At 52.4% G+C, this 18,969-nt stretch carries 19 protein-coding genes; 8 read left to right on the top strand and 11 right to left on the bottom strand.

Features of this window, described 5'->3' with window-relative positions; translation table 11 throughout:
- Positions 1–132 precede the first annotated feature (132 nt).
- Both codB and FDW98_RS19200 read left to right on the top strand, forming a co-directional pair.
- On the top strand, positions 133–1,383 hold the full coding sequence (gene codB, locus FDW98_RS19205; protein WP_096755492.1) for a cytosine permease: 1,251 nt from the start codon (positions 133–135) through the stop codon (positions 1,381–1,383).
- Complete coding sequence (locus FDW98_RS19200) at positions 1,373–2,653, top strand: cytosine deaminase (protein WP_096755491.1); 1,281 nt, start codon at positions 1,373–1,375, stop codon at positions 2,651–2,653. Before codB ends, FDW98_RS19200 begins: the two co-directional genes overlap by 11 nt.
- 66 nt (positions 2,654–2,719) lie before the next feature.
- On the opposite strand, the gene nanQ is transcribed toward FDW98_RS19200, so the two are convergent.
- From nanQ to nanR, 5 genes are all read right to left on the bottom strand, one after another.
- Positions 2,720–3,187 carry an N-acetylneuraminate anomerase gene (gene nanQ / locus FDW98_RS19195; RefSeq protein WP_096755490.1) on the bottom strand — a complete coding sequence of 156 codons (468 nt, stop codon included), beginning with the start codon at positions 3,185–3,187 and terminating at the stop codon, positions 2,720–2,722.
- Entirely contained in the window at positions 3,184–4,059 is an 876-nt protein-coding gene (locus tag FDW98_RS19190) for an N-acetylmannosamine kinase (RefSeq protein WP_137398930.1), read from the bottom strand. Before FDW98_RS19190 ends, nanQ begins: the two co-directional genes overlap by 4 nt.
- Before the next feature lie 86 nt (positions 4,060–4,145).
- The gene (locus FDW98_RS19185) at positions 4,146–5,636 is read right to left on the bottom strand and encodes an MFS transporter (RefSeq protein WP_096755488.1); all 1,491 of its coding nucleotides are present in this window, start codon (positions 5,634–5,636) and stop codon (positions 4,146–4,148) included.
- A gap of 110 nt (positions 5,637–5,746) precedes the next feature.
- Entirely contained in the window at positions 5,747–6,640 is an 894-nt protein-coding gene (gene nanA / locus FDW98_RS19180; protein ID WP_096755487.1) for an N-acetylneuraminate lyase, read from the bottom strand.
- Positions 6,641–6,773: 133 nt separating this feature from the next.
- Positions 6,774–7,565, bottom strand: coding sequence for a transcriptional regulator NanR (gene nanR, locus FDW98_RS19175; RefSeq protein ID WP_096755486.1), 792 nt, complete (start codon positions 7,563–7,565; stop codon positions 6,774–6,776).
- Positions 7,566–7,924: 359 nt separating this feature from the next.
- Between nanR and dcuC the strand changes: the two genes are divergently transcribed.
- Positions 7,925–9,292, top strand: coding sequence for an anaerobic C4-dicarboxylate transporter DcuC (gene dcuC, locus FDW98_RS19170; protein ID WP_096755485.1), 1,368 nt, complete (start codon positions 7,925–7,927; stop codon positions 9,290–9,292).
- A gap of 47 nt (positions 9,293–9,339) precedes the next feature.
- On the opposite strand, the gene sspB is transcribed toward dcuC, so the two are convergent.
- The 5 genes from sspB to zapE form a co-directional block, all read right to left on the bottom strand.
- Complete coding sequence (gene sspB, locus FDW98_RS19165) at positions 9,340–9,843, bottom strand: ClpXP protease specificity-enhancing factor (protein WP_096755484.1); 504 nt, start codon at positions 9,841–9,843, stop codon at positions 9,340–9,342.
- A gap of 5 nt (positions 9,844–9,848) precedes the next feature.
- Positions 9,849–10,487: a stringent starvation protein SspA gene (gene sspA, locus FDW98_RS19160; RefSeq protein WP_096755483.1), complete on the bottom strand. Its 639-nt coding sequence runs from the start codon at positions 10,485–10,487 to the stop codon at positions 9,849–9,851.
- 315 nt (positions 10,488–10,802) lie between these two features.
- Positions 10,803–11,195, bottom strand: a complete 393-nt coding sequence (gene rpsI / locus FDW98_RS19155; RefSeq protein ID WP_062774136.1) for a 30S ribosomal protein S9 — start codon at positions 11,193–11,195, stop codon at positions 10,803–10,805.
- Positions 11,196–11,210: 15 nt separating this feature from the next.
- Positions 11,211–11,639, bottom strand: coding sequence for a 50S ribosomal protein L13 (gene rplM, locus FDW98_RS19150; RefSeq protein ID WP_096755482.1), 429 nt, complete (start codon positions 11,637–11,639; stop codon positions 11,211–11,213).
- 218 nt (positions 11,640–11,857) lie between these two features.
- Entirely contained in the window at positions 11,858–12,985 is a 1,128-nt protein-coding gene (zapE, locus tag FDW98_RS19145; protein WP_096755481.1) for a cell division protein ZapE, read from the bottom strand.
- 192 nt (positions 12,986–13,177) lie between these two features.
- Between zapE and zapG the strand changes: the two genes are divergently transcribed.
- The 3 genes from zapG to degS all read left to right on the top strand — a co-directional run bounded on the left by zapG (position 13,178) and on the right by degS (position 16,269).
- Positions 13,178–13,576 (top strand): Z-ring associated protein ZapG, encoded by a 399-nt coding sequence (gene zapG / locus FDW98_RS19140; protein ID WP_045448139.1) that lies wholly within the window; start codon positions 13,178–13,180, stop codon positions 13,574–13,576.
- Between the two features lie 168 nt (positions 13,577–13,744).
- On the top strand, positions 13,745–15,112 hold the full coding sequence (gene degQ, locus FDW98_RS19135; RefSeq protein ID WP_096755480.1) for a serine endoprotease DegQ: 1,368 nt from the start codon (positions 13,745–13,747) through the stop codon (positions 15,110–15,112).
- A gap of 89 nt (positions 15,113–15,201) precedes the next feature.
- Complete coding sequence (gene degS, locus FDW98_RS19130; protein WP_096755479.1) at positions 15,202–16,269, top strand: outer membrane-stress sensor serine endopeptidase DegS; 1,068 nt, start codon at positions 15,202–15,204, stop codon at positions 16,267–16,269.
- A 189-nt stretch (positions 16,270–16,458) separates the two neighbouring features.
- On the opposite strand, the gene mdh is transcribed toward degS, so the two are convergent.
- The gene (gene mdh / locus FDW98_RS19120; protein WP_096755478.1) at positions 16,459–17,394 is read right to left on the bottom strand and encodes a malate dehydrogenase; all 936 of its coding nucleotides are present in this window, start codon (positions 17,392–17,394) and stop codon (positions 16,459–16,461) included.
- Between the two features lie 436 nt (positions 17,395–17,830).
- On the opposite strand from mdh, the gene argR reads away from it, so the two are divergent.
- Together argR and yhcN-B are read left to right on the top strand one after the other, a co-directional pair.
- Positions 17,831–18,301, top strand: a complete 471-nt coding sequence (gene argR / locus FDW98_RS19115) for a transcriptional regulator ArgR (protein ID WP_096755477.1) — start codon at positions 17,831–17,833, stop codon at positions 18,299–18,301.
- Positions 18,302–18,675: 374 nt separating this feature from the next.
- On the top strand, positions 18,676–18,942 hold the full coding sequence (gene yhcN-B / locus FDW98_RS19110) for a DUF1471 family stress response protein YhcN-B (RefSeq protein ID WP_096755476.1): 267 nt from the start codon (positions 18,676–18,678) through the stop codon (positions 18,940–18,942).
- Positions 18,943–18,969 lie beyond the last annotated feature (27 nt).

The raw sequence follows: 18,969 nt of genomic DNA, 5'->3' as shown, positions 1-18,969 counted from the left end.
AAAAATACGTAGTTGCTACATAGCATAAATTCGCAACCAACCAGCTTAAAAAGCCAGTACGTAAACGTTTGCATTCTTCTGAAAAGTGTATATTATGCGGCGGATTTTTTGGGCAAAATTCATGGAGGCGTTGTGTCGCAAGATAACAATTATAGCCAGGGCCCCGTCCCTCTGGCCGCGCGGAAAGGCGTAGTTCCACTGACATTTGTAATGTTGGGATTAACGTTTTTTTCCGCCAGTATGTGGACCGGGGGCACACTCGGTACCGGTCTTTCCTATAATGATTTCTTCCTGGCAGTTCTCTTCGGTAATCTTCTCCTCGGTATTTACACTGCCTTTCTTGGTTTCATCGGCGTAAAAACCGGACTCTCTACCCATCTCCTGGCGCGTTACTCATTTGGCGTAAAAGGTTCATGGCTTCCCTCAATGCTGTTAGGCGGCACGCAGGTGGGCTGGTTTGGTGTTGGCGTGGCGATGTTTGCTATCCCGGTCAGCAAAGCGACGGGAATCGACGTTAATATCCTGATTGCTGTGTCTGGCCTGTTGATGACCATGACCATCTTTTTTGGCATTTCGGCGCTGACGGTTTTATCAATTATCGCCGTACCCGCTATCGTTATTCTTGGTAGTTACTCCGTCTGGCTGGCAGTATCCGACGTGGGCGGCTTAGATCATTTAAAAACGATTGTGCCACAGACGCCGCTGGATTTTTCAACCGCGCTGGCGCTGGTCGTAGGATCGTTTGTCAGCGCAGGTACCTTGACGGCCGACTTCGTTCGCTTTGGCCGTAATGCCAAAGCTGCAGTACTGATTGCCATGGTGGCTTTTTTCCTCGGCAACTCCCTGATGTTTATCTTCGGTGCTGCTGGCGCTGCCGCTGTAGGACAGGCGGACATCTCCGACGTGATGATTGCCCAGGGGCTCCTGCTGCCAGCGATTGTCGTTCTCGGCCTGAATATCTGGACAACCAACGACAACGCGCTGTATGCGTCGGGTCTGGGCTTTGCCAATATTACCGGTTTTTCCAGCCGCACATTGTCGGTGGTTAACGGTATTATTGGCACGCTGTGCGCGCTGTGGCTGTACAATAACTTTGTCGGCTGGCTGACATTTCTGTCGGCCGCGATCCCTCCGATTGGCGGGGTGATTATTGCCGACTATCTGTTAAACCACCGCCGATACGCCGATTTCAACAATACACAATTTACGCCAGTGAATTGGATAGCCATTCTGTCCGTTGCACTGGGCATCGCCGCCGGCCACTATATTCCCGGTATTGTGCCCGTCAACGCCGTACTCGGCGGTGTTGTCAGCTATATCCTGCTGAATCCACTTTTTAATCGCAGTCTTGCTCAGTCCACGGAGGTCAGCCATGCAGACTAATACCCTCACCATTCGTCAGACTCGTTTACAGGGACGCGACGGGTTATGGCAACTTACCATTGAAAACGGGCGTTTTAGCCGTATTGAATCCCAGGAAGCCGCATCTTTACCACAAGGTGAGGTACTGGACGCTGAAGGTGGACTCGCCATCCCGCCATTCGTCGAGCCGCATATCCATCTGGACACCACGCAAACGGCAGGCGAGCCAAACTGGAATCAGTCGGGTACGCTGTTTGAAGGTATTGAGCGCTGGGCTGAACGTAAAGCGATGCTGACTCACGAAGACGTGAAGACGCGTGCCATGCAGACTCTGAAATGGCAGATGGCCAACGGCATCCAGTATGTTCGTACGCACGTTGACGTTTCCGATCCCACGCTAACGGCACTGAAAGCGATGCTGGAAGTGAAGCAAGAGGTCGCACCGTGGGTGGAGCTGCAAATTGTGGCATTCCCCCAAGAGGGGATTCTATCTTACCCCAACGGTGAGGCGCTGTTAGAGGAAGCGGTGCGCCTGGGCGCCGACGTGATTGGTGCGATTCCCCACTTTGAATTTACGCGTGAATATGGCGTGGAGTCGCTGCATAAAATTTTCGCCCTGGCCCAGAAGTACGACCGCCTTATCGATGTGCACTGTGACGAAATTGATGATGAACAATCACGCTTTGTTGAAACCGTTGCAGCACTGGCGCATCGCGACGGAATGGGCGGGCGCGTCACTGCCAGCCATACCACAGCGATGCATTCCTACAACGGCGCGTATGCTTCCCGTCTTTTCCGTCTGCTGAAAATGTCAGGTATTAACTTTGTTGCGAATCCTCTGGTGAACATTCACCTGCAGGGACGTTTTGACACCTATCCCAAGCGTCGCGGTGTCACCCGCGTCAAAGAGATGCTGGAGGCAGAGATCAACGTCTGCTTTGGTCATGATGATGTCTTTGATCCGTGGTATCCGCTGGGCACCGCGAATATGCTGCAAGTGCTGCATATGGGATTACACGTGTGCCAACTGATGGGATACGGGCAGATTAATGATGGGCTGAACCTGATAACCACTCACAGCGCAAAAACCCTGCACTTGCAAGACTACGGCCTGAGCGTTGGAAATTCCGCTAACCTGGTAATTTTACCGGCAGAAAATGGGTTTGACGCGGTTCGTCGCCAAACACCTGCCCGTTATTCCATTCGCCACGGGCGGGTCATCGCCGAGACCGTACCAAGCCAAACAACGCTACATCTGTCGCAGCCGGAAACAGTGATATTTAAGCGGTAGGTTGTTTGTTGGAGAACTGCTGCAGACACACGGACTGTAGTAGTTCTTCTATTGGAGTATTTCCTGTCAGGCGTGTAGCAAGCTGGCACGTACCTTCACCACCACCTTCTTAATTTCTCCAGGTGCACTCACCACGCAGCCCGGTTTATGTGGCTCGCCAGGCATAAACACCGCGAACATCCCCGGTTTCAGGGTGACAACTTGTTCATCAGCAATCTCGCTGCACAGTTGATAATCCTCTTCAACATGCACGTCTTCGCACTGACGTGCGGAACCTGCCAAACCGAAAAAAATACGCTCTTCACCTGCCAACAGCAGTTGGATATCAATATAGCATTCATGCAGCTCCGCCTTTTTTTCTTGTGGCGGTTGCGTGGCGAACTGCATCACGTTCATAAACAGATCGTCGCCTTTCAGTACATAATGTCCCGGCGCGTTATTCTGCACGTCTGCCGCCAGCGCAAGGGTCAGCGCATCAAGCAGAACAGGGGGTAATCCCGCGGCGGATAGCGACTGTAACTCGCCTAATATCATGATAACTCTCCTTGTGCTAACAATGCTGCGCCCAGCAACCCGGCGTCATGTCGGTAATGCGCTGTGCGCAGTGGGACGTGATACACCGAGGGTTCCTGCGCCAGCAGCGTGCGGACCTGCGTCAGATATCCTTCAGCCAGCCCAACGCTGCCACCCACAACTACGCACTGGCAGTCGGTAGACGCTTTGACGTCGGCAATCAGTCGCGCCAGCACCTGTGCAGAATGTGCAATCAACCGCGCGGCCTGTTTATGCCCTTGCACCGCACGCGTAAACACCGTTCTGGCATCGCAACCAGCAAGGTCGCCCTGTGCAGCAGCGGCAATTCCGCGACCAGATGCAATAGCTTCCACGCAGCCGGTACGACCGCAGCCGCAGACGGGTCCATTAGGATCTGCCAACGTATGCCCTAAATGCCCCGCCAGACCACCAGCCCCGGTGAGTAACTTGCCGTTGCTGACCACGCCGCCGCCCACACCGGTCGACACGGTGATAAATACCATGTCGCTTATCTCGTCAGCCATTACGTGGTATTCCGCCCAGGCCGCCGCCTGCGCATCATTGACCGCCATGGTCGGCAAGCCGGTCAACTCTCTTAAGGTTTGTACCAGCGGGAAGTGCATCAGCCCGCCAAGATTGAGCGGATTAATCGCCAGTAGTGTGCCCTCGTGGATAATACCGGTGGAGGCAATGGCAACGCGCTCTGCTTGCGCCTGCAGCGGCTCAATGAGCGTCTGTAACGCGGCCCGCAGGGCATCCGGCGTTTTGCTGGCAGGTGTCGGCAGTTCACGGCGTTCGCGGATCTGTAAATCGCGGCCTACCCGTGCAGCGGCCAGTTTGGTGCCGCCAATATCAATCGCCAGCGTTGTCATAGCACGACCTTTTTCAGCGTCAGTAGCTCAAGTAACGACATACTTATCCCCTTACCAAAATAGCGGTGCAGGACCGGGCAATCGGATTAACTTTTTGATTTCACCAGCGCGCTTTTATCGCTGCCAAACGGCACGGCTCCGCTAAACGGTTTACCATCAATGGCATCATGGGTACGCAGCGCTTCCGGGCGCAGCCAGCGCTGCACGCGGGACGGCATATCAAGGCCAATCAGCAAGATCACCACGAAAGTCAGGCTAAACGACAGCGATCCCAGCGCCGTACCCAGATCCAGACGCTGTGCAATCAGCGCACCGATGATCGGCGCCAGTGCCCCGCCCAGCGCACCCACGTTGTAGGTAAAGCCCAGACCCGCCGCACGTTGGTCGGTATCGAAATAACCGCCGATCAGTTTGGGTAAGATCCCGGAGATCCCCTGCCCGAGCATTTGCTGGAAAAACAGCAGCAGACCCAGTACCCAGACGTTGGCACCGCCAATCGCAAACACGGGAATAATCAGCAACTGTGAGGCCAGCAGGCTGTAGACATAGGCTTTGCGCGTCCCCAGCCAATCACCCAGAAAACCACCGACACAACAGCCTACCGCCGCCCCAAAGCCGCTGAAGAACAGCACCCTGGCGACCGTCGACGGGTCATACATCAATTCAGTTTTCAGGTAGGTCGGCAGCAGCGCCTGAATTGGCCACGAGTAGAGGAAGGCGAACAGCACCACTACCATCAGCATTACACCCGTCGGCCAGCGTTTACCGCTGCTTTGCACCATAAAGCTAATGAAGATAAACGCGCAGACCAGACCGAGGATCGCCACGATAGCCGCATTTTGCAGGTTACCGGCAAAACAGAACCACAGCGCGGTTGCGGCGGCGAGCGTCATCAGAATATTAATGACCCGATGTTCACCCCGATAGAGGGTATCCACCATCGTGCGCACCGGCGCTTTGCCTTCGTGTTTTTTCTTCCAGTCCTCGGCTTCCGGAATATTTTTACGCAGCCAGAGGGCGAAGATAATCGGTACAATGCCGATGAAAAAAAGCGCGCGCCACCCCCACACCGGTACCACCAGACTGTAGACCTGAGCGGCGATCACGGCCCCCACGGAGAAGCCCGAAATCAGGAAACCACTGGCTTTATTGCGCAACTGTTTAGGCCAGCTTTCAATCACATAGGTCGCACTTGAACCGTACTCACCTGCCATCCCCATGCCGATGACCAGGCGGGCGATAAACATGGTGGTGTAGCCCGGTGCAAAACCGCAAGCCAGCGTCCCTAGCGAGAACAGAATAATGCTGGTGACCATCGCCAGGCGACGCCCGTAGCGATCGCCCATCGCCCCCAGCATCAGCCCGCCAAACCAGCGAGAAATAAAGGCGGCCGAGATCAGGCTGGCAGCCTGCACCGTCGTCAACCCGAATTCACCTTGTACTTCCGTCAGCACAAGGGCAATTAAGACAAAATCAAAACCATCCAGCAAATATCCCAGCCAGGCGGCAGAGAACGCACGCCATTGTGCCCGGTTGAGATGGCGGTACCACGGAATGCTCTGGGTAGAAGTACTCATGTGACTCTCCCGACGATTTTCATTGTTGTACTGGTGGGCGACTGTGCCTCATCCGGCCTACGGTCTGCCTGTGTAGGCCGGGCAAGCAAAGAGCCCCCGGCAATCCGCTGTTACGCCTTTTCTGCCAGCAGTTGGTCAGCCAGCGCTTTCAGTTCTGGCAGGTACTTTTCGTCAACAGGGGCAAACGGCTTACGGCACAGTGGGACGGAAACCACGTCCATATAGTGCAGAACCGTTTTCAGTCCACGGAACACGCCGACTTTAATCAGTAAATCGATAACCTTATTGCACTCGGTTTGCAGCTTTTGTGCCGTCTGGATATCGCCTTCTTTGAGTGCTTTCACGATTCCCTGATAGCGCCAGCCCATGATGTTGTAGGTGCTGCCGATACCACCATCTGCCCCAGCCAGCAGGCCTGACGCGAAAATTTCGTCATAGCCGTTGTACAGCACCAGATCCGGATGGGCGCGACGGATCTGCTCCATTTGATAGAGATCGCCAGAGGTCTGCTTCAACGCGCCAACACCCGGCAACGTGACCAGCGTGTTGATCTGATCCAGCGTCAGTTTTACGCCGCTCAGCGCCGGGATGTTATAGACCACCATTGGCAAGCCATCAGAGGAATCAATAATTGCACGGTAGTGATCGCAGTGCTCTTCAAAACTGAACGGATAGTAAAACGGTGTGACGGCAGAGACAGCATCAAAGCCGTAGCGATGGGCTGCGCTCGCCAACTGCTGGCTCTCTTCGGTGCTCACCGTGCCCACATGTGCGATAAGCGTGACTTTACCCTTCGCTTCTTCCGCCACGATCTCCAGTACCTGCTCTCTTTCAGCCCGGTTCTGGACAAACGCTTCACCCGTTGAGCCACCGACGTACAGGCCATCAACACCCTGCCCAATGTTGAAACGCACCAGACGACGTAGGCTCTCAATGTCCAGTCGCTGTTGGTTGTCGAATGGGGTTAACAACGCTGGCATTACGCCTTTTAAATTTCTTGCCATAACGACCTCTATCGATGATTAGTGTTGTCTAACTGCGTACCTTTATACCTGTTATACCAGATCAAATAAGCAGCAATACAATACAGAAAGCTTATAGTGCGATCTGCCTCACTAAACGATCATCAGGACGCGATCACTTCCTCAATTTTTTATTTTTACCGAAAGCGTGCCAGGTAGCGGAAACGCTGTTGAGATGGTCTTGTAATGCGCGGTCTGCTTCATCAGGATCGTGCTGACGAATGGCGTCGACAATAGCAATATGCTGTTGATAACTTACGCTATTGTTCTCGTATAATTCGCGGTCGGCGACGGTCGGACGTGCGGCGATCAGCCAGTCCAGCAGCGCGACATGGATCGCCATAAAGATAGGATTACCAGGGATCTCCGCCAGCACACGGTGAAAATCCACGTCCGAACGAATGAACAGCGCGTTGTCATCCAGCGACTGGCTGTTAATATCCAGCGCTTTCGCCAACCTGTCAATTTGCTCGTCGGTTGCATGCTCGGCGGCGTAACGCACCAGGCTTGACTCAAAGAACAGTCGCAACTGTTCAAAGTGGGCAATGCCGCCGGGATGCGAGAGAAAATCTTTCGCCATCCCCGACAGTTCACCAATGATGGTGTCCGCAGATGGACGCGAAACGCGGGCACGTTCGCCGTTGTTGATTTGCACCAGGCCTTTACGTTTTAACGCCGCCAGGGCTTCTCGCACCGAGGGACGACCGACGTTAAAGAAGGCCATCAGCTCCCGCTCGGACGGCAACTGTTCACCCTCGCCAAACTCCCGACGACGAATCATCTGTTCCAGTTCTTCTTCAACCATTTCAGACAGTTTTTTACGCGCCAGCGGGCGGTTACGTAAACTACGGCCAATGGTGGATGGAGAGTCTTCAGCTTGCGAATCAAATGCGTTCATAGGGTCCATTCAGCTAAGTCATTGGTGAAAAATAACAGCGGGTTCATCGTAACACAGGATCGAAAGCGGGGTGAAATGGAGGTCAATCGGGTTAGCCCGCTTATTGATAACATATGAAATACAAATATATTTTCACTCAAAAACAATATGATGAATTTTAATTTCTGAGTATGACATCGAATTTATGAAATCTGCGAATATGATCGTGAAAAATTATCATAACCTACTATTTTAAAACGAAAAATAATTTAATCTCGATTTTAAAAATACGATATTCACTCCATAAAAAACGGTAAAAAAAATATAACATCCGCTTTTATAACAGCGCTATTACCGGATTTATCTTCTTTCCTGCATGGAGTGAAAAAATGTTCGGCATCATACTTTCTGTCATCGTTTTATTAACGATGGGTTACCTGATCCTCAAAAACTACAAACCCCAGGTGGTCCTTGCGGCTGCTGGGATCTTCCTAATGATCTGCGGCGTCTGGCTGGGGTACGGTGCGCTGGTTGCACCCGAAAAAAGCAGCGGCTACCTGCTGGTTGATATTTATAACGAAATTCTGCGCATGCTCTCCAGTCGCGCAGCAGGCCTGGGGCTGTCGATTATGGCCGTCGGTGGCTATGCCCGCTATATGGACAGGATGGGAGCCAGTCGGGCGATGGTGAGCCTGCTGAGCCGTCCGCTAAAGCTTATCCGCTCACCGTATATCGTGCTTGCCGCCACCTATGTGATCGGTCAGATCATGGCGCAGTTCATTACCAGCGCCTCCGGGTTAGGGATGTTGCTGATGGTCACCCTCTTCCCGACGCTGGTCAGCCTTGGCGTAAGCCGTTTGTCGGCAGTGGCGGTCATTGCCACGTCAATGTCGATTGAATGGGGTATTCTGGAAACAAACTCGATTTTTGCCGCTCAGGTAGCGGGAATGAAAATCGCCACCTACTTCTTCCACTACCAGTTACCCGTCGCTTCGTGCGTGATTATCGCCGTTGCTATTGCGCACTTTTTTGTGCAGCGCCAGTTTGACCGCAAGTCAGTAGCAGAAAGCATCGGCTTTGCCGAACAAAAGGCGCTGGAAGATGTTCCGCCGCTCTATTACGCCATTTTACCGGTGATGCCACTGATCCTGATGCTAGGCTCGCTGTTCCTTGCACATAGTGGACTCATGAAAACAGAGCTGAATCTGGTGGTGGTGATGCTGATGAGCATGACAGTCACCATGCTTGTCGAATTCTTTCGCACCCATAATCTGCGCGAAACCATGGATGATGTGCAGGCGTTTTTTGATGGCATGGGCACCCAGTTCGCCAATGTCGTGACGCTGGTCGTCGCCGGTGAGATCTTTGCCAAAGGCTTAACCACCATCGGCACTGTCGACGCGGTGATTAGGGGGGCGGAACATTCCGGGCTTGGCGGTATCGGCGTGATGATCATCATGGCGGTGGTCATCGCCGCCTGCGCCATTGTCATGGGCTCCGGTAACGCGCCGTTTATGTCATTCGCCAGCCTGATCCCGGACATCGCCGCAGGGCTGCATATTCCGGCGGTGGTAATGATTATGCCAATGCACTTTGCCACTACCCTGGCCCGCGCGGTTTCACCCATTACTGCGGTCATTGTAGTAACTTCCGGTATTGCGGGTGTATCGCCTTTTGAGGTGGTTAAACGCACGGCGATCCCAATGGCGGTAGGATTTGTGGTGAATATGATAGCCACGATTGTGCTGTTTTATTGATGGCTGGCACAGAAAGCAAAACAGGCCCGCAAGGGCCTGTTTGATTTTTACTTCACTACGCGTAGCGCCGGACGCCCACCACGCGGAGGTGGCGGCGTATCATCCGGGTCGTTGTCATCACCGTGATCGGGCTTATCGCCATCAATGACGGACATGACCGTTTCGCTTTCAAAGCCGGACGTGTCGTTGTCGTCATCATTTAAGCTGGCGACATCTTCGTCGTAGGCCGCTTCTGGCTCGAACATGGTACCGGCACCGTTTTCACGGGCATAGATAGCCAGAACAGCAGCCAGCGGCACGGAAACCTGACGCGGTATACCGCCAAAGCGCGCGTTAAAACGCACTTCGTCGTTTGCCAGTTCCAGGTTGCCCACTGCACGTGGAGCAATATTCAGAACAATTTGCCCGTCACGCGCATATTCCATGGGAACCTGCACATCCGGAAGCGTCACATCCACCACCAGGTGCGGCGTGAGCTGGTTGTCTAACAACCACTCATAGAATGCGCGCAGCAGATACGGACGGCGCGGTGATAGCTGTGGCAAATCCATACAGATTAACCCCGGCCCAGACGCATTTCACGTTCAGGCTCAGTCAGAGAAGCCAGGAAAGAGTCACGTTCAAATACGCGGGTCATATACCCTTTCAGCTCTTTCGAACCAGCACCGCTGAATTCAATACCCAGCTGCGGTAAACGCCACAGCAGCGGGGCCAGGTAGCAGTCTACCAGGCTGAACTCATCGCTCAGGAAATACGGTTTCTGACTAAACACTGGCGCAATTGCCAGCAGCTCTTCACGCAGTCGCTTACGCGCGACGTCCGCTTCAGAAGCAGAACCGTTTACGATGACGTTCATCAGCGTATACCAGTCTTTTTCAATACGCTGCATGTACAGGCGGCTTTCACCACGCGCAACCGGGTAAACCGGCATCAGCGGCGGATGCGGGAAACGCTCATCCAGGTATTCCATAATGATGCGAGATTCCCATAGGGTCAGCTCACGATCCACCAGTGTCGGTACGCTCTGATTCGGGTTGAGGTCGATCAGATCCTGAGGTGGATTGTCTTTCTCCACATGCTCAATCTCGAAACTAACACCTTTCTCCGCCAGTACAATGCGGACCTGATGGCTATAGATGTCAGTAGGACCAGAAAACAGCGTCATTACCGAACGTTTGTTGGCAGCGACAGCCATGAAAACCTCCAGGTATATTAAGAATTTTACTGCTACCAGCCACCAGGTGGCCAGTCAGAAGTGATGTCACCCAGATTCGGAAAAGCCATTGCTGTTCAAAATACAAACAAAAAATGAACAATACCGGACATTTGGGCAGAAAATTGGATGATAGTTTACCAGATTTTGTGACCTTTGTGGTGAGTCGATTCTGGAAATGGGAAAAAAGAGGTGGCAATCAGCAGATTACCGTGCTTATTCGTGGGTAAAAATCCATAAAAAAACCCGCCGAGGCGGGTTTTTTCGCAAATTGCAATCTGCCGAAGCAGAAACCAATTAACGCTTGGAGAACTGAGGACGACGACGTGCTTTACGCAGGCCGACTTTCTTACGTTCAACTTCACGAGCATCACGAGTAACGAAGCCTGCTTTACGCAGTTCGCCACGCAGTGACTCGTCATATTCCATCAGTGCGCGGGTGATACCGTGACGGATCGCACCAGCTTGACCAGAAATACCACCACCTTTAACGGTGATGTACAGGTCCAGTTTACCAATCATGTCGACCAGTTCCAGCGGCTGACGAACTACCATGCGGGCAGTTTCACGACCGAAGTACTGTTCCAGAGAACGTTGATTGATAACGATTTTACCACTGCCCGGTTTGATGAAAACGCGAGCTGCAGAACTTTTGCGGCGACCAGTGCCGTAGTATTGATTTTCAGCCATTGCCTATAATCCCGATTAGATGTCAAGAACTTGCGGTTGCTGTGCCGCGTGGTTGTGCTCATTGCCCGCGTAAACTTTCAGTTTACGGTACATTGCACGACCCAGCGGGCCTTTTGGCAGCATGCCTTTAACCGCGATTTCAATCACACGCTCAGGATGGCGAGCAATCATCTCTTCAAAGGTCGCTTCTTTAAGACCACCGACGTAGCCACTGTGACGGTAGTACATTTTGTCAGTACGCTTGTTGCCAGTTACCGCAACTTTGTCAGCGTTCAGAACGATGATGTAATCACCGGTATCTACGTGCGGAGTGTATTCCGCTTTGTGCTTACCGCGCAGGCGCAGAGCCAGTTCGGAAGCCAGACGGCCCAGAGTTTTACCGGTCGCGTCAACAACATACCAGTCGCGTTTTACGGTTTCTGGTTTAGCTGTAAAAGTTTTCATTAAAAGCTTACCCAAATAAATTAGTTACACGTTGGTGAACACCCAAACGTTTTGTCAGTTGAGGTTCACACGACATTGTCCAGCAAACCTACCCCTTCGAATAGCCTATGCCGGCACATAGAAAGTTTTGGGAAAAAAACTCTCTCGTAACGTGGGGTCGCAAGATTATAGAGAAGTCAGGGTCAAAGATCGACCCCTTTATGTGATTTGCGATGGGTTTAACCGGCTAAATGTTCGCGCTTCAGATACTCTTCGCTTTGCATCTCCTGCAAACGCGACAAACAGCGCTGGAATTCAAACGTTAGGCGCTCTCCCCGGTAGATCTCATATAAAGGAACTGCCGCACTCACCACCAGCTTGACATGGCGTTCGTAGAACTCATCTACCAGCGCGATAAAGCGCCGTGCTTCGCTCTCCATCAACGACGTCATCACTGGGACGTCAGAGAGCAACACAGTGTGAAACAGGCGCGATAGCGCAATATAGTCGTGCTGACTGCGGGCATCGACGCACAAGGTAGTAAACGAGACGGCCAGCGTTTGGTTTTCGACGGCCAGTGTCTGCATCGGGCGATGATTTATCTCAAGCGTCGGCGCATGTTCACTTTTGCTTCCCGCTAACGCCAGCCACAGCTTATCCATCTGCCGTTGGGTTTCATCATTCAGCGGCGATAACCATAAATGCGCCTGGGTTAGCGTACGCAGACGGTAATCAACTCCGGCATCCACATTCATGATGTCGCAGTACTGTTTAATAGCCTCAATCGCCGGAAGAAAGCGGGCACGTTGCAGACCATTGCGGTACAGGTCATCAGGCGGAATATTGGATGTCGCCACGAGCGTGATACCGCGGGCGAACAGCGCTTTCATTAATCCACCGAGCAGCATCGCATCGGTGATATCCGAGACAAAAAACTCATCAAAGCACAGCACGTCGGTTTCTGCCTTAAAGCGGTCGGCAATCACTTCCAGCGGGTCGCTTTGCCCTTGCAGGGCGGTCAACTCTTCATGTACGCGCAGCATAAAGCGGTGAAAGTGCAAACGCTGTTTACGCGTGCCCGGCAGGCTATGGTAGAAAAGGTCCATCAGCCAGGTTTTCCCGCGCCCCACGCCCCCCCACATATACAGACCACGCACCGGCGTGCTCTTCGTCGGTTCACGTTTACCCAAAAATTTGCTAAAGCGAGCAATCAGCCCACTTTCCTGCAACGCAGGACGGGCTGGGGCAGTCAGTTCCTGGAAAATAATATCCAGTCGATTCACTGCCTCTTGCTGTACGTTGTCGGGTTGATGACTGCCGTCGTTGAGGGCCTGCAGGTAACGCGATGTCGGGGAAACGCTTTGCATGATGTTATTGTTATTCCTTGAGAATCGATGTGCCGTCGCTCACGGTTGACGAAAAAAAGGCCGTTCTACACTACGCGATATAAAGTCGGGATTCCACTTCTACGGGATTAGCGGTTATAGTGGCATAATCAGGCGCAGGCATGGAGCCTAAAGCCAACACCCTACGGAAACACAAGACAACGGGAGATGTTCATGACCTGGGAATATGCGCTAATTGGGTTAGTCGTCGGTATCATTATTGGTGCCGTAGCCATGCGTTTTGGTAATCGTAAATTACGCCAACAGCAGGCATTGCAGTACGAACTGGAAAAAAACAAAGCTGAGCTGGAAGAGTATCGTGAAGAGCTGGTAAGCCACTTTGCCCGCAGCGCTGAGCTACTGGATAACATGGCCGACGACTATCGTCAGATCTACCAACATATGGCAAAAAGTTCCAGCAACCTGCTGCCGGGTATGTCGCCAGAATCCAACCCGTTCCGTAACCGTCTGGCAGAGTCTGAAGCAGGCAACGATCAGGCACCGGTTCAGATGCCACGCGACTATTCCGAAGGGGCCTCCGGCCTGCTGCGTAGTGGCGCAAAGCGCGACTAACTGCACATCGTTAAGAAATTTATTGGGCGCAGCAATTGCGCCCTCCGCTTCTCTTCCCGTCCCAGCTATTATTTAGTCGTTAGCCGCATTGTGACCAAACCGAAAATTCAATAACATCAAACTGTTTTGAATCATCTTCCGTTTACTCAAGGTACGAGAGCAGGATCAATGAAAAAACAAACCCAGCTGTTGAGTGCATTAGCGTTAAGTGTCGGGTTAACTCTCTCGGCGCCGTTTCAGGCCATTGCGTCGATACCCGGCCAGGTTCCCGGTCAAGCCGCACTCCCCAGCCTCGCACCAATGCTGGAGAAAGTGTTACCTGCGGTCGTGAGCGTGAGGGTCGAAGGTACCGCCGCGCAGGGGCAGAAAGTCCCGGAAGAATTCAAAAAATTTTTTGGCGATGACTTACCCGATCAGCCGTCACAACCGTTCGAAGGCCTGGGTTCAGGAGTCATCATCGACGCCGCCAAAGGCTACGTGCTAACCAATAACCACGTTATTAATCAGGCACAGAAGATCAGTATCCAGCTCAACGACGGTCGCGAGTTTGACGCCAAGCTGATTGGTAGCGACGATCAGAGCGATATCGCCCTGCTGCAAATCCAGCACCCTAGCAACCTGACACAAATTGCCATCGCCGACTCCGACAAACTCCGCGTGGGTGATTTTGCCGTCGCCGTCGGTAACCCGTTCGGGCTGGGGCAAACGGCAACCTCCGGCATCGTCTCGGCATTGGGTCGCAGCGGCCTGAATCTGGAAGGTCTGGAAAACTTTATTCAGACCGATGCGTCCATTAATCGGGGTAACTCCGGTGGCGCGCTGCTTAATCTGAATGGTGAATTGATCGGTATTAACACCGCCATTCTGGCACCGGGCGGCGGCAGTATCGGCATTGGCTTTGCCATTCCCAGCAACATGGCGCGCACGCTGGCGCAGCAGTTAATGCAGTTTGGCGAAATCAAACGCGGCCTGTTGGGTATTAAAGGGACGGAAATGACCGCCGACATCGCCAAAGCGTTCAAACTGGATGTACAGCGCGGCGCGTTTGTTAGCGAAGTGCTGCCGAACTCTGGCTCCGCGAAGGCGGGCGTGAAATCCGGTGACGTCATTACCAGCCTCAACGGCAAGCCGCTGAACAGTTTTGCCGAGTTACGCTCGCGTATTGCCACCACTGAACCGGGCACCAAGGTTAAACTGGGTCTGCTACGTAACGGTAAGCCACTGGAGGTGGAGGTCACGCTGGATACCAGCACGTCGTCGTCCGCCAGTGCGGAAATGATCGCCCCGGCGTTACAAGGTGCAACGCTTAGCGACGGTCAGTTAAAAGACGGCACTAAAGGCATCAAGATTGATAACGTCGAAAAAAGCAGCCCAGCCGCGCAAGCCGGTCTGCACAAAGATGACGTTATCATCGGTGTAAACCGCGATCGCGTGAACTCCATTGCCGAAATGCGCAAGGTGCTGGAAGCGAAACCGTCGATCATCGCGTTGCAGGTGGTACGCGGTAACGAGAATATTTATCTGCTCCTGCGTTAAGCTGGTAGACCGGACATCAGCCCATCGTGTGATGTCCGGTAAACTCGTGATATGCTGCTGCCGTTCCCCTTTTTAATGACGCCGCTATCATGTTTGTGAAGCTTTTACGTTCGGTCGCGATTGGTTTAATCGTCGGCGCCATTCTGCTGGCCGTGATGCCCTCTCTGCGCAAAATTAATACGCTTACAGCACCCCAGTTTGACAGTGCTGATGAAACGCCTGCCAGCTATAACCCGGCGGTTCGCCGTGCCGCCCCCGCCGTTGTTAACGTGTATAACCGCAGTATGAACAGCACGACGCACAACCAGCTCGAGATCCGCACGCTCGGCTCCGGCGTTATCATGGATCAGCGCGGCTATATCATCACCAACAAACACGTGATTAATGATGCCGACCAAATCATCGTCGCTCTGCAGGATGGACGCGTGTTTGAAGCGCTGCTGGTCGGCTCCGATACCCTGACTGACCTGGCGGTGCTGAAAATCAACGCCTCTGGTGGGCTGCCCACAATCCCTATCAACAACAAACGGATACCGCACATTGGCGACGTCGTTCTTGCTATCGGGAACCCGTACAACCTCGGGCAAACCATTACTCAGGGGATCATCAGCGCCACCGGTCGTATTGGCCTGAACCCCACGGGACGGCAAAACTTTCTGCAAACGGATGCCTCTATCAACCACGGCAACTCCGGCGGGGCGCTGGTCAACTCGCTGGGTGAGCTGATGGGCATTAACACCCTGTCGTTTGATAAGAGCAACGATGGCGAAACGCCGGAAGGGATCGGCTTTGCTATTCCGTTCCAGTTAGCAACCAAGATTATGGATAAGCTGATTCGTGATGGTCGCGTCATTCGCGGGTATATCGGGATTAGCGGTCGCGAGATTGCGCCACTGCACGCGCAGGGCGGCGGAATGGATCAAATTCAGGGGATTGTGGTTAACGAAGTCTCCCCGGATGGCCCGGCGGCACAAGCAGGCATTCAGGTTAACGATCTGATTATCTCGGTCAATAATAAACCGGCCGTCTCTGCGCTGGAGACCATGGATCAGGTAGCGGAAATTCGCCCAGGCTCAGTGATCTCCGTCGTCGTGATGCGTGATGATAAACAATTAACGTTGCAGGTCACCATTCAGGAATACCCGGCCACCAATTAACATCACGCCTCCCACTTACCATAAAAAACCGGAGCAATTTGAATTAGCTCCGGTTTTTATTAGGCGATATCGTAGGGACTTAGCACGTAATGCCTGATGGCGCTACGCTTATCAGGCCTACAAATACACGCTGACCGTAGGCCGGATAAGGTGTTTACACCGCCGTCCGGCATCCGGCCCCTTGTCGCGTTACTTAACGAACTCTTCGCCCAGGGTGATATCTTTCTTCAGCGTGTCCAGCATGCCTTCCAGCGAGCTCTGTTCAAACGCGCTCAGTTTGCCGATAGACTGACGCTCTTCTACGCCGTTTTTGCCCAGCAGCAGCGGCTGAGAGAAGAAGCGAGCGTACTGGCCGTCACCTTCAACGTATGCACATTCCACCACGCCTTTTTCGCCGTTCAGTGCGCGAACCAGCGACAAACCGAAACGTGCTGCGGCCTGGCCCATAGACAGGGTTGCGGAACCGCCACCGGCTTTAGCCTCGACGACTTCAGTACCCGCATTCTGGATACGTTTGGTCAGCTCAGCAGCTTCTTGCTCGGTGAAGCTTACGCCAGGGACCTGTGACAGCAGTGGCAGAATGGTCACGCCAGAGTGTCCGCCGATAACCGGAACTTCAACGTCGGTCGGCTGCTTGCCTTTCAGTTCCGCCACAAAGGTGTTGGAGCGGATGATGTCCAGCGTGGTCACGCCAAACAGTTTGTTCTTGTCGTAAACGCCTGCTTTTTTCAGCACTTCTGCAGCGATTGCAACGGTGGTGTTCACCGGGTTAGTGATGATACCGATGCATGCTTTCGGGCAGGTGGTCGCAACCTGCTGAACCAGATTCTTCACGATACCTGCGTTGACGTTAAACAGGTCGGAACGGTCCATACCCGGTTTACGCGCGACGCCTGCTGAGATCAGTACTACGTCAGCACCTTCCAGTGCCGGGGTCGCATCTTCGCCGCTGAAACCTTTGATTTTCACAGCGGTAGGGATATGGCTCAAATCAACAGCCACACCAGGCGTTACTGGAGCGATGTCGTACAGGGAGAGTTCTGAACCTGAAGGCAGTTGGGTTTTTAACAGTAGTGCTAGCGCCTGACCGATTCCACCAGCAGCGCCGAGGACTGCAACTTTCATCCTAAACTCCTTATTATATTGATAAGCAAAGTGTCTGTTGCTCCGCGGCGGCGACCATAATTCACAAATCCAATGAACACAACAACCACGCGTCAAGAATGCGTAGTCACGCAAATTTGGCTTTTATGCATTTAATTTACGTAAAATAAAACCTAAGTTACGTAATTCAAAACGACTCGCACAGTAGAGCAACTTTCCAACAGGTGCTGACAATATACCTAACTGCCCCCTCAAAACAACATCAATTTTATAACAATTGATTTACTTTTAAGCTTATTTGCGCGCCGTGACATAGGCATGTTTCTTGATAACGAAATTTGATAAAATTCCGCTCTTTCATAACATTATTTCAGCCTCGAATGAGGCAGACCGTTTGCATAAAAATTCATCTGTATGCACAATAATGTTGTTTCTACCGCCATATTACGGGTGACTTATGCGAAGCTCGGCTAAACAAGAAGAATTAGTAAAGGCGTTTAAAGCGCTTCTCAAAGAAGAAAAATTCAGCTCTCAGGGTGAAATCGTCCTCGCATTGCAGGATCAGGGCTTTGATAATATCAACCAGTCCAAAGTTTCACGCATGCTGACCAAGTTTGGTGCTGTGCGTACCCGCAATGCCAAAATGGAGATGGTGTACTGCCTTCCGGCTGAATTGGGGGTTCCGACGACCTCCAGTCCACTGAAAAATCTGGTGCTGGACATTGACTACAACGATGCCGTGGTGGTCATTCATACCAGCCCAGGCGCCGCACAGTTGATTGCACGTCTGCTGGATTCACTGGGTAAAGCAGAAGGTATCCTCGGCACTATTGCGGGCGACGATACCATCTTCACCACTCCGGCGATGGGGTTCTCGGTAAAAGATCTGTACGAAGCTATTCTGGAACTGTTCGAACAAGAGCTGTGATCCCCTCCCCGTCGCATCGCGTGGCGGGGAAAAACCTTTCTTTCTGACTCCTGACCTCTCTTTTCTTCTGCCTGTCATTTAACAAATAGTGCGTTTCACCATCCAAAAACATTCACACAGTGAATACCTCGAAATAAAAACGCACAAATTGCGAAATTAACTATCACCATGAATTTACTGTATTTTTTAAAATAATGAGTTCAATTATTCGTTTTTAATTCCAATAAGTTATTAAAACAACATTTTTTAACACTTAATTACAGCAGAAACCATTAGCGTGGTATTAATTTATTGAGTGATTAGTGTATACTTGATTTTGTGATGAGGGTCACGAAACGAAGACCCCAATAAAAGAATTCGACGAGGTAAATATCATGAAAATCAAAACGACTGTTGCAACCTTAAGCCTTCTTTCCGTTCTCTCTTTTGGCGCCAGTGCGGCGGTTAATCAGGTGAACACACAAGAAGCACAGAATTTGCAATCCATGGGTACCATCTCTGTTTCTCAGATTGGCAGCTCACCGATGGATATGCGTCAGGAAATCGTCGCCAAAGCTGAAAAAGCAGGCGCCAGCAGCTACCGCGTGACCGAACTGCGTGAAGGCGCGCATTGGCACGCAACCGCTGAACTGTACAAATAAACCCTCGTCGTCTGGTCCGAGACGACT

This window comes from Citrobacter sp. wls711 (assembly GCF_005281055.1).
GTDB lineage: Bacteria > Pseudomonadota > Gammaproteobacteria > Enterobacterales > Enterobacteriaceae > Citrobacter > Citrobacter gillenii.
Note: the sequence above shows the minus strand (reverse complement) of the source record. Positions and strands in the feature narration are given on the sequence as shown.